Genomic DNA, 11,669 nt, shown 5'->3' on the forward strand with positions numbered 1-11,669 from the left:
CAACCTGAGCTGTAAAGGAGTGACCGGCGATGGTGCAGGGCGCCAAACATATGAAGAGCAATAACGCCGCGGCCAACGGCGGCTCAAGCCCTCAGCCCAAATCTCAACAAAAGCCCAAGCGTCGTCGCAAGCGACTGCCGCGCTGGGCCGACCGGCTCATCACCATCGTCATCATCCTTATTGGCGTGGGCCTTATGACCTGGCCGTGGATCTTGGACCGGCTCGAAGCCTCGGGCGTGTTTAACCAGATCAGCACGGTGTCCAGCACCGTGGACGCGCTGTCTGCCGAGGAGCGCGAGCGCATCCTGCTCCAGGCGCGCTCCTTTAACGAGCAGCTGGCGGGCGAGGCCACCGAGCTTCCCGCCGACCAGATCGAGCCCTATGCCCAGCAGCTCATCTTTGACCGCGACCCCATGATGAGCTGGGTCGAGATCCCCTCCATCGACGTGAGCATGCCTATCTACCACGGCACGAGCGAGGAAGTCCTTATGGCGGGCGTCGGCCACCTGGAGGGCACGAGCCTGCCGGTGGGCGGCGCCTCGACGCATTGCGTGCTCACCGCGCACTCGGGCATGCGCAACCTAAGCATGTTCGACGACATCCATTCGCTGGAGCCCGGCGACCTGGTGCTGCTGCACACCATGAACAAGACGCTCGCCTACAAGATGGTGGACTCCGAGGTGGTGCTGCCCGAGGAGATGGAGTCGCTGACCATCGAGGCGGGCGCCGACAAGGTGACGCTTGTCACCTGCACGCCCTACGGCGTGAACGACCATCGCCTGCTGGTGCATTGCGTACGCACCAAGTACAGCAAGAAGGACGTCGACAAGCAAAAGTCGCTGGCCGGCCGCCACTGGGGCAAGCGCGAGTTTGCCGTGCTTATCGTGGTCGTGGCCATCGTACTGTTGCTGCTGGACATCGTGATCCACGCGGTCCGCAAGCGCCGCAAGGCCAAGACCTCGGCATAAGACATTCTCCAGAACCACCACAATGGGGACAGGCACCTTTGTGGTGGCCGGGGCTTCCAAACCATCACAACATTCGATGAAAATCTCGATTTTGGCGAAAAGCGTCGAATGTTGTGATGGTTTTCGCTATGGACGGTGCGGTTTCGCTGCAGAACCGCCAGCCCGCAGCCTGCCAACCGCCGTCCTCGTTACGTTTTCGCTGCATTTGGGTAAAGCGCCTGCTCCAAGCGGCGTTGCCTTGTATACTAGAGCGGTTTATCTGTTATGCGGAAGGGAGCGCCTATGGCACTCAGCGAGAAAGACGTGCGCGGCATCGCCGAGTACGCAAAGATCGCACTGACCGATGACGAGCTCACCCAGATGACGTCCTACCTGAACGACGCCGTCCAGATGCTCGAGCCCGTCTTGCAATATGACTTGCCCGACGTGGAGCCCACGTTCCATCCTATCGGAAGCCTGTCCAACGTGATGGGCGATGACCTGCGCGAGCCCGAGCGCGATTTGCCGCTCGACGTCGCGCTCGAAAACGCCGGCAGCGCGCGCGACCGCTACTTCCGCGTGCCGTCCATTTTGGGAGAGGGGGAGAGCGAGTAATGGCGCAGAGCTTCGATTCCCTTACCGCCGCCCGGATCGCCGCGGGCGTTGTTGCCGGCGACTTTACCGCTACCGAGGTGGCCCAGGCTTCCCTTGCCGCCATCGAGGCGCGCGAGGGCGGGGTCCAAGCATTCCTGCAGGTGGCGCCCGAGCTTGCGCTCGAGGCCGCTGCGCGCGTGGATGCCGACCGTGCCGCAGGCAAGCCGCTGCCCCCGCTCGCGGGCGTGCCGCTGACCATTAAGGACAACATGAACCTCGTGGGCACGCGCACCACCTGCGCTTCCCGCATGCTCGAGAACTACCAGAGCGTCTACACCGCCACCTGCGTCCAGCGCATGCTCGATGCCGGCTGCCTGCCCATGGGCAAGGCCAACATGGACGAGTTTGCCTTTGGCAGCTCCACCGAGAGTTCGGCGTTCCACCGCACCAACAACCCCTGGGATACCGAGCGCGTGCCCGGCGGCTCCTCGGGCGGCTCCGCTGCCGCCGTCGCCGCGGGCGAGGTCGCGCTCTCGCTGGGCTCGGACACCGGCGGCTCCATTCGCCAGCCGGCGTCGCTGTGCGGCGTGGTGGGCTTTAAGCCCACGTATGGTGCCGTGAGCCGTTACGGCGTGGTCGCCTTTGGCTCGTCGCTCGACCAGGTGGGCCCCTTTGGCCGCACGGTCGAGGATGTCGCGCTGGCCATGAATGCGCTTACCGGCGCGGGCCACGATCCGTACGACTGCACCAGCCAGGATTGCGCCGTCGACTTTACCGAGCATCTCAACGACAGCATCGAGGGCAAGCGCGTGGGCATCATCCCCGCGTTTATGGAGGCCGATGGTCTGACGCCCGAGGTCAAGGCTGCTGTTCAGCGCGCCGCCCAGGAGCTGCAGAACCAGGGCGCCGAGCTGGTCGAGGTCGACCTGCCGCACCTGGACGCCGCTATCGCCGCCTACTACGTCATCGGCCCGGCCGAGGCGTTCTCCAACCTGGCCCGCTTCGACGGCATTCGCTACGGCTACCAGGAGGAGGGCTGCGCCAACCTGTCCGACCAGAGCTCGCTTTCGCGCGCCCACGGCTTTGGCGCCGAGGCCAAGCGCCGTCAGATGCTCGGCGCCTACCTGCTGAGCTCGGGCGTGTACGACAAGTACTACTACGCTGCGCAAAAGGCCCGCACGCTCATCACGCAGGACTACGACGCCGCGTATGCCAAGGTGGACACCATCCTCATGCCTGCCTCGCCGCGCACGGCCTTTAAGTTTGGCGAGATCAGCGACCCCACGCAGATGTACCTCTCCGACCTGTACACCATCTCGCTCAACATTTGCGGCAACGGTGGTATCTCGGTGCCGCTGGGCCTGGGCGAGGATACTCAGCTGCCCGTTTCTGCCCAGCTGGTGGGTCCGGCCTTTAAGGACCGTCAGCTGCTCACGTTTGCCCGCGCCCTGGAGCGCGGCTTTGCCGATGCCGCCACGGGTGCGCCCGCGCTTTCCGTCGCGCCCGATTTTGCCGGGAAGGGAGGCGAGCTGTAATGAAGGAGCTTTCCGAGGTCCTGCAGGATTGGGAGGCCGTGATCGGCCTGGAGATCCATACCGAGCTCACCGCACTCGATACTAAGATGTTTTGCAACTGCAAGCTCAGCCACGATGACGAGCCCAACGCCAACGTGTGCCCGGTGTGCCTGGGCCTGCCCGGCGCCCTGCCGGTGCCCAACAAGCGCGCCATCGAGAGCATCGTCAAGGCCGGTCTCGCCACCAACTGCGAGATCCAGCGCCACTCGATGTTCTACCGCAAGCACTACTTCTATCCCGATATGGCCAAGAACTTCCAGACCACGCAGGGTCCGGTTGCCTTTGCCATGTACGGTCACCTGGATCTGGACGTGACCGGTCGCGGTGCCGCCGAGCGCCCCGACTGCGCGTTTGGCGAGGCCGAGGCCCAGAGCCTGGCGAGCGCTTCGGCCAACGCCGAGGGCCTGTCCACGTCTATGACGTCGACCATGCGCGAGGGCAACCAGCGCGCCGGCCACCTGGCCAGCTATGACGCGTCCAACCTGCAGATGCCCGAGCGTCGCGAGGATGGTTCCTACACGGTGCCCATCCGCATCCTGCGCATCCACATGGAGGAGGACGCCGCCAAGATGGTGCACGTGGGCGGCGCCGAGGGCCGCATTACCGCCGCGGCTGAGTCGCTCGTCGACTACAACCGCTGCGGCACGCCTTTGATTGAGCTCGTGACTGAGCCCGATCTGCGCACACCTGAGGAGGCTCGCCTGTTTATGGAGAAGCTCCGTCGCATTTTTGTGACGCTGGGCATTTCCGACTGCTCCATGGAGAAGGGCTCCATGCGCTGCGACGGCAACGTGTCGCTGCGCCGCCGCGGCGAGACCAAGCTGGGCACCAAGACCGAGCTCAAGAACCTCAACTCGTTTAAGAGCCTGCACGATGGCCTTGCCTACGAGATTTGCCGCCAGGCCGAGGTACTCGAGGAGGGCGGCATCATCTATCAGGAGACCCGTCACTGGGAGCCCAGCCGTAAGCGCACCGTGGTCATGCGCGTCAAGGAGACGGCCGACGACTATCGCCTGTTCCCCGATCCCGATCTGGCGCCGTTCGATCTGGACGATGAGTTCATCGACCGCTGCCGTGGCGAGATCCCCGAGCTGCCCGATGCCAAGCGCGCCCGTTTTGAGGCCGACTTTGGCATTAAGGCTGCCGATGCCGAGCAGATTGCCGGCGATCCGGAGTTTGCCGAGTTCTTTGAGGCCGCCGCTGCCGGTATGGCTGGCAAGGAGGCTCAGACGGTTGCAAACCTGCTGGTGAACGAGATGATCGCCTACCTTAAGGGTGTAGGCGTCTCGCTGGCCGAGTCCGGCATCGCGCCGGCTCAGGTGGCAACCCTTGCCAAGCTGCTGGCGACCGATGCCATCAGCTCCAACCAAGCGCACGAGGTCTTTGAGGCCATGGCTCAGACCGGCGACGACCCCAACAAGATCGTCGACGAGCGCGGTATGCGTCAGGTGAGCGATGCCGGCGCGCTGCAGCCGATCGTGGACGAGGTGCTGGCAAACTGTGCCGATCAGGCGCAGCAGTATCGTGATGGAAACCAGAAGGTCATCGGCTTTTTGGTGGGCCAGTGCATGAAGGCGAGCCGCGGCAAGGGCAACCCGAAGCTCTTCAACGAGTTGCTGAGAACGTCGCTCTCATAAGCGGAGCCCGGGAGCCCCGGCAGGGCGGGTGCTTCCTCAAAATTTCAAACAGTCCTGCGCAAGACGAAGGCCACATTAAGTGGCCTTCTTTGCGTGCGGAACTTATTTTGAGCAAGCACCCGCCCTGCCGGGGCTCCCGGGTTCTGGCAACGACTCGGCCGTTCGGGTCAGGTGGGGCTGAATGGAATAGAGTGAATGGGCGCGCCGTTGGCGCGTCCATTTTTGTGCGGGTGACAAAGGGACTGTCCCTTTGTCACATTGCAATAAATGTGATGAGAGTGTGGCGAAATGAGCTAAAAACTTCCGTAAATGTGATAAATGTCACGTTTTACCTAGGGTAAAATGTGGGAAATATCACGTTTACGGAAGTTTCTTTGCGGGAGGTTCGTCCATGCAGCGAGATATCATTGCCAAGCTTAACGCTTGGAAAGCGTCAGAATATCGTAAGCCGCTTATCCTTAAGGGGGCGCGCCAGGTTGGAAAGACGTGGGCGCTTAAGGAGTTCGGCCGAACCTCGTACATCAATTTTGTGTATCTGACGCTCGAGGAGCCGTCACCTGGGGTACAGAGCGAGTACGCTCAGTTTTTCGAAGGTACGCGCGATCCTCGACGGATCATCTCAAATCTTTCCCTGGCACTTGGACAGCCTATCGATCCCGGCAAAACGCTGCTTATTATTGATGAGATCCAGGATTGTCCTTCTGCAGTCGGCGCCCTTAAATACTTCTGTGACGAGGCCCCCGAGTATCACGTCGCATGCGCAGGGTCTTTGTTGGGCGTTCGCTTGTCCCGTGAGACCAGCGCTTTTCCGGTGGGAAAGGTCGAGTTCATGGAGATGCGCCCCATGAGCTTTTCCGAGTTTCTGAAAGCCGAGGGCGCTGCAAACTACGACGAATACCTTGGCGGCCTGGATCAGATCGAGACAGTGCCCGATTTCTTCCATGTCCGTCTCGTCGAGCATCTTCGTCGTTATTTTGCATGCGGCGGCATGCCAGAGGCTCTTGGCCGGTGGGTGGAGACGGGCGATATCGTTCAGGTCGATAAGGTGTTGTCTGATCTCTTGGATTCCTACGAGCGCGATTTTGCCAAGCATGGTGGCCGTGCGCAGTTCGCCAAGCTTTCACAAATATGGAACTCGATTCCAGCTCAGTTGGCGCGCGAGAACAAAAAGTTCGTTTGGGGTGCGGTGCGCGAGGGGGCTCGTGCTCGAGAATACGAGGATGCTCTGGAATGGCTTGCCGATGCTGGGCTCATCACGGCGGTTCGCCTTAATGCTGCCGGTGGTGTGCCGCTCTCTGCGTACGATGACCTCAAGGCATTTAAAGTCTACTGTCTTGATGTCGGCTTGCTGCGCCGCATGGCAAGGCTGGATGCGTCCGCTTTTGCCATCTCGGATGCGCTATTTTCGGAGTTCAAAGGTTCGTTCGCCGAGAACTATGTGCTTCAGGCATTACTTTCACAGTTAGATGCTGCTCCGCGTTACTGGACAAACGAGAAGCCGAAGCACGAAGTCGATTTTTTGATTCAAGTCGGAAACGAAATCGTTCCCGTCGAGGTCAAATCGGGAGAGGTCGTTCACTCCAAGAGCCTTAAGTACTATGCCGACAAGCATGCGGAGACGACTCCATTGAGGGTCCGCTACTCACTTAAGAACCTAAAGCTCGACGACGGGGTGCTCAACATTCCGTTGTATTTGGCTGATCGATCTGTCCCTCTTATCAAAAAGGCGCTTGATTGTGCGCATCTTGACGTTTAGATCCTGGGTGAGCTGACGGGCGGTGGCTAATTAATCGCTCCGTTACGGCCAGGGAGCTTGGGCCTTAGCGATGCTTGCTTCGCCAAGCGGTGGGGGTGGTGCCGGTGTATTGTTTGAAGGCTTGGGCGAAGGCGGCTTGCTGAGGGTAGTCGAGCCGCTCTGCTACCTGCGCTATCGTGAGCGCGCTATCTGCCAAAAGGTCCCGTGCTCGCTCCATACGGCGCCTTCGTATGTAGGCACCTAGGGACTCGCCGGTTTGGGCCTTAAAGGTGGCGCACAGCTTGGATCGGCTTGTGTAGAGCCTCTCGGCCACCTCGTTGATACCCACATGTCTGCCTTTGTCGAGCGCGCGCTCAATCATTGCCGTTGCTTCTTCGGCAATGGTTATGCTGACGCGTGTGTCTGCCGCCTGCCGCGCCTGCTTGTGGGCCGCGCGCGAACAGGCGAGCTCCGCGACCATGGTCTCCACGATGCCCTGCATATAGACGTGTCCGCCTACGGTGCGGGCGCGTTCCTCGTTAATCCGGCGCAGCGTGTGGCAGATGGCAGACGTCGCTTCCTCGTGCCATGACTCGGCAAACGCCTCAAAGATTCCCGCGAACTCGGTGGGATAGCGGTGCTCCAGTTCGTCAAAATATCCAGGCAAAAAGAGCACCGAGCGCGAGTGGTAGAGCTCCCCCGCAACCAGCGGGCTTAACTCCTCGCCACAGCTATCTTGGATAAAGCTGCAAACGGCATTGTTTGGCCACGGTCCATGCAATGGTTTAAGGTTCGCGGGCGTTATGCCAGCCTCGGGCATGCATGTAAGTGTAGGCGCGCTGACCTCGCTCACGCAGGCGTATGGCTCGGGTGTGTATTCGGCCAGGTACATATCGCGCGTCGGGGTGATGAAATGCTCCATGACGATGCAGGTGGGGGAGAGGGGCATGATCCATGCGCGTCCGTGCGCCCGGTCGTTTGCTACCTCGCCGGTAAAGACGGCGCCCTTGCCGGTAAGCTCCAGGCCAAACTGCTCAAATTGCGGTGCATAGAGCTCGGTTATGTCGGTCGCTGCCCGCCGTATTTGCAAAAGCGTCCCTTTCCTTTGCAGAAACGTCCACGCCTGGCTTGATTGTGAGCCATGGCTAACACGTCAATGATAAGTTGATTAAGGTTAACTCTCAAGCCGTTAGAAAGGAATCTCATGGCAAAGGGATCAAAAAGGGAAGGCGGCGGTATCGGCGAGTTGCTCGCGTATGCCGGTGACCGCAAATACCTAACGTATTTGGGGATGGCGCTCTCGGCGCTCTCGCAGCTGCTGAGCTTTGGCCCGTTCGTGTGCATTTGGCTTGTCGCGCGCGATCTGATCGCCGTGGCACCTAACTGGAGCGAAGCCTGCGACATCGCGATGTATGGCTGGTGGGCCGTGGGTTTTGCCCTGGCAAGCATCGTAGCTTATTTCGTGGGGCTCATGTGCACGCATCTGTCCGCGTTTCGCTGCGCGTCCAATATCCGCAAGACTACGAGCGAGCACCTGCTTAAGCTGCCGCTTGGCTACTTTGACACGCACGCCACCGGTGAGTTGCGCCGTATTGTAGACGGATGCGCCGCCTCCACCGAGACCCTGCTCGCACACATGCTGCCCGATATCGCGGGCGCCGCCGCCATGGTCGTGGGCCTGCTCGTGTTGCTTTTCGCCCTCGATTGGCGCTTGGGCGCGGCATGCCTTATCTCGGTCGTCGTTTCGTTTGGCGCCATGGCCACCATGATGGGCGGCAAAGGCGCCGAGTTCATGAAGGCCTACATGGGAGCACTGGTCAAGATGAACAAGACCGGCACCGAATACGTACGCGGTATTCCCGTGGTCAAGGTGTTTCAGCAGACGGTCTACTCCTTTAAGGCTTTCCACGATGCGATCGCCGAATACGCCGACATGGCACAAAACTATGCGGGCACGTTCTGCCGAGGTCCGCAGGTACTCAACCTTACCGCGCTCAATGGTCTTGTGGCATTCCTGCTGCCCGTGGCGTTGCTGTTGGCGCCGGGCGAGACGGACTTCGCGCACTTTATGGTCAACTTCACGTTTTACGCGATATTTTCGGCCGTGGTGCCGACGGCCATGACCAAGCTCATGTTTGTGGGCGAGGCCTCTCAGATGAGTGCCGATTCGCTGGCTCGTATTCGAAGCGTCATGGATTCCAAACAGCTCTCCGTGCCCGCCCAACCCAAGCACCCTGCCGGCGGCGACGTGCGATTTGAGGACGTGAGCTTTACGTACGAGGGTGCCGAAGCACCTGCCGTTAGCCATGTAAGTTTCAGCGTTCCCGCTGGTAGTTCCCTTGCGCTTGTGGGTCCTTCGGGCGGCGGCAAGTCAACCTGCGCAAGCCTGATCCCGCGTTTTTGGGATGTCTCTTCGGGTCGAGTGCTCGTAGGCGGTGTGGACGTTCGCGATATGGATCCGCACGAGCTTATGGACCAGGTCGCCTTCGTGTTCCAGACCAACCAGCTGTTCCGGCAAACACTTGCCGATAACGTGCGCGCCTCCAAGCCTACGGCCACTGACGACGAAGTGCGTGCGGCCCTCTCCGCAGCTCAGTGCGACGACATTGTGGCCAAGCTTCCACAGGGCATCAATACCATGCTCGGTGCTGGCGGAGCATATCTTTCGGGCGGCGAGGTCCAGCGCGTGGCACTCGCCCGAGCGATCCTTAAAGACGCGCCTATCGTGGTGCTCGATGAGGCCACGGCGTTTGCCGACCCCGAGAACGAGGCACTCATCCAGCGCGCCTTTAGCAAGCTGGCGGCGGGTCGCACGGTCATTATGATTGCGCACCGACTCTCGACTGTAGTGGGCGCAGACCAAATCGTGGTGCTAAACCAAGGCAGCGTGCAGGAGTCGGGTACCCATGCCGAGTTGCTGTCCCAAGAGGGTCTGTATGCCAAGATGTGGGCCGAGTACGAGCAAGCCGCGAGCTGGAAGATTACTACTGCGAGCGCGGATACCGCCGTCACGAAGGGAGGCGAGGCCTAAATGTTCGCCTCATTCCAAAAGAAGTATTTCCTATCCGATAAAGGCATCGCCGGCGTAAAACGCGGTATTTTCTGGACCACGCTCACCAATCTCATTACCATGGCCGGCATGGGCTTTTTATTCCTGGTCATGGCCGGTTTTGTCGAACATCTCGCCACCGGCGCCGACCTGCCGGATGCCCTGCCGATCGTGGGCGGCCTCCTGGTCTTTTTCGTGATGCTCTTTGCCTCTAACTGGCAGCAGTATTACTACACCTACTGCATCTTTTACGAGGAGTGCGGCAAGCAGCGTATGGAGATTGCCGAGCGCTTGCGCAAACTGCCGCTGTCATTTTTCGGTCGTCGTGATCTGGCCGATTTAACCGAGACCATCATGGGTGACGTCCAGGCCATGGAGCACGCCTACAGCCACGTGCTGGGAGAGCTTTGGGGTGCCATCATCGCAAGTGCCATTGTGTTCGTGGCGTCGCTGTTCTTTTGCTGGCAGCTGGCGATTGCGGCGTTTTGGAGCGTTCCCGTGGCCTTTGCCGTGCTGTATCTAACACGCGGCCCCATGACCCCGGTGTTCGATCGCGTGCGCGCCGAGAAGGTCAAGGTCACCGAGGCAATTCAAGAGACGCTCGACTGCGTTCGCGAGATCCGCGCCACCAACCAGGAGGCCCATTATCTTGAGGGGCTCAACGTCGTGATCGATGCCGAGGAGCGTGAGACCACCAAGGGCGAGCTCGCTAACGGGCTTTTGGTCAACTCCGCCTTTGCCATCCTGCGTCTGGGCATTGCCACCACGCTGGTCACGGGTGCCGCGATGGTCGCCTCCGGGCAGGTTGACTTTTTGGTGATGTTTGCCTTCCTGCTTATGGTGAGCCGTATCTATGCGCCCTTTGACCAGGCGTTAATGTTAATGTCCGAGCTGTATGCCGCTGAGTCGTCTGCCAAGCGCATGCGTTCCATCATGGAAGAGCCTGTGGCGCGGGGCAGCGAGAAATTTGAGCCCGCGGGCCACGATGTGGTGTTCGATCACGTGGCATTTGGCTATGGTGCGGGCGAGGACGGCCGTGCCGGCGAGAAAGTTCTTACCGATGTGAGCTTTACCGCCAAGGAAGGCGAGGTCACGGCGCTGGTCGGTCCTTCGGGCTCTGGCAAGTCTACGGTGAGCCGCCTGGCCGCGCGCTTTTGGGATGCCACCGAAGGCACGGTCACCGTGGGTGGCGTGGATGTAGCGAGCGTTGATCCCGAGGTGCTGCTGCGCGACTACGCCATTGTGTTCCAAGACGTGCTGCTCTTTGACGACACGGTGATGGGAAACATCCGCCTCGGGCGTCGTGATGCCACCGATGAGGAAGTGCTTGCGGCCGCGCGTGCCGCCAACTGCGACGAGTTCGTGAACCGCATGCCGCAGGGCTACGACACCATGATCGGCGAGAACGGCTCCAAACTCTCCGGTGGCGAGCGCCAGCGCATCTCCATCGCCCGCGCGCTGCTCAAAGACGCGCCCATCGTGCTGTTGGACGAGGCGACGGCAAGCTTGGATGTGGAGAATGAGACCGTGGTACAGCAGGCGCTCTCCCGTTTGCTTGCAGGTAAGACGGTTATCGTTATTGCCCACCGTATGCGTACGGTGGAAAATGCCGACAAAATCGTTGTGCTCAAGGATGGTGTGGTTGCCGAGCAGGGCACTCCGGCGCAGCTTAAGGCGGCAGGCGGAGAATTTGCCCGCATGGTCGCACTGCAAAAGGAAGCGGCTGCCTGGCAGCTGTAGGAAAGGGGACCAAGATTTCCAAAGGTTAACTTTGGTTGACCATAATAGTTCGACTAAACTAGTCTCAAAAGCGTGCTCGAGCAAACTAATGAACTCGGGTGCTAAGGCACCATGCCGCGCTTGTGCGGCAAAAGGGAGAAGCAACATGAAGAAGTCGACTTTTAACACCCTGCTTGTCGGTGGCGGTTTTCTGCTTGGCACGGCCGGCATCAAGCTGCTTACCAGCGCTCCGGTAAAGAATGCCTGCGTGCAGGGTATCGCGTGCGGCATGCGCATCAAGAACGGCTACCAGGACATGGTCGAGCAGGCCAAGGCTAATGTCGACGACATGGTTGCCGAGGCGGCCTACATCACCCAGAGCGAGGCCGCTGCTGACGAGGCAGCCGAGTAACG

9 protein-coding genes are annotated in these 11,669 nt (G+C 60.5%); 8 read left to right on the top strand and 1 reads right to left on the bottom strand.

The window, feature by feature from the left end:
- Positions 1–50: 50 nt before the first annotated feature.
- The 5 genes from PMX21_RS01650 (at position 51) to PMX21_RS01670 (ending at position 6,508) form a co-directional block, all read left to right on the top strand.
- Positions 51–968, top strand: a complete 918-nt coding sequence (locus PMX21_RS01650; RefSeq protein WP_271757583.1) for a class C sortase — start codon at positions 51–53, stop codon at positions 966–968.
- Between the two features lie 282 nt (positions 969–1,250).
- A complete protein-coding gene (gatC, locus tag PMX21_RS01655) occupies positions 1,251–1,562 on the top strand; it encodes an Asp-tRNA(Asn)/Glu-tRNA(Gln) amidotransferase subunit GatC (RefSeq protein ID WP_055287082.1) in 312 nt (103 codons plus the stop codon).
- A complete protein-coding gene (gatA, locus tag PMX21_RS01660) occupies positions 1,562–3,076 on the top strand; it encodes an Asp-tRNA(Asn)/Glu-tRNA(Gln) amidotransferase subunit GatA (RefSeq protein ID WP_271757585.1) in 1,515 nt (504 codons plus the stop codon). Before gatC ends, gatA begins: the two co-directional genes overlap by 1 nt.
- Positions 3,076–4,752 carry an Asp-tRNA(Asn)/Glu-tRNA(Gln) amidotransferase subunit GatB gene (gene gatB, locus PMX21_RS01665; RefSeq protein ID WP_271757587.1) on the top strand — a complete coding sequence of 559 codons (1,677 nt, stop codon included), beginning with the start codon at positions 3,076–3,078 and terminating at the stop codon, positions 4,750–4,752. The genes gatA and gatB overlap by 1 nt, the downstream gene beginning before the upstream one ends.
- A 391-nt stretch (positions 4,753–5,143) precedes the next feature.
- Positions 5,144–6,508 (top strand): ATP-binding protein, encoded by a 1,365-nt coding sequence (locus PMX21_RS01670; protein ID WP_271757589.1) that lies wholly within the window; start codon positions 5,144–5,146, stop codon positions 6,506–6,508.
- A gap of 64 nt (positions 6,509–6,572) precedes the next feature.
- Here PMX21_RS01670 and PMX21_RS01675 read toward each other — a convergent pair whose 3' ends face one another.
- Positions 6,573–7,577, bottom strand: coding sequence for a helix-turn-helix domain-containing protein (locus tag PMX21_RS01675; protein WP_271757591.1), 1,005 nt, complete (start codon positions 7,575–7,577; stop codon positions 6,573–6,575).
- A gap of 114 nt (positions 7,578–7,691) precedes the next feature.
- On the opposite strand from PMX21_RS01675, the gene PMX21_RS01680 reads away from it, so the two are divergent.
- The 3 genes from PMX21_RS01680 to PMX21_RS01690 all read left to right on the top strand — a co-directional run bounded on the left by PMX21_RS01680 (position 7,692) and on the right by PMX21_RS01690 (position 11,667).
- Positions 7,692–9,518, top strand: a complete 1,827-nt coding sequence (locus tag PMX21_RS01680) for an ABC transporter ATP-binding protein (protein WP_271757593.1) — start codon at positions 7,692–7,694, stop codon at positions 9,516–9,518.
- Positions 9,519–11,276 (top strand): ABC transporter ATP-binding protein, encoded by a 1,758-nt coding sequence (locus PMX21_RS01685; RefSeq protein ID WP_271757595.1) that lies wholly within the window; start codon positions 9,519–9,521, stop codon positions 11,274–11,276.
- Positions 11,277–11,421: 145 nt separating this feature from the next.
- A complete protein-coding gene (locus PMX21_RS01690; RefSeq protein WP_055250999.1) occupies positions 11,422–11,667 on the top strand; it encodes a DUF6110 family protein in 246 nt (81 codons plus the stop codon).
- The last annotated feature ends 2 nt before the right edge of the window (positions 11,668–11,669 follow it).

This window comes from Collinsella aerofaciens, from assembly GCF_028209885.1.
Lineage (GTDB): Bacteria > Actinomycetota > Coriobacteriia > Coriobacteriales > Coriobacteriaceae > Collinsella > Collinsella aerofaciens_BA.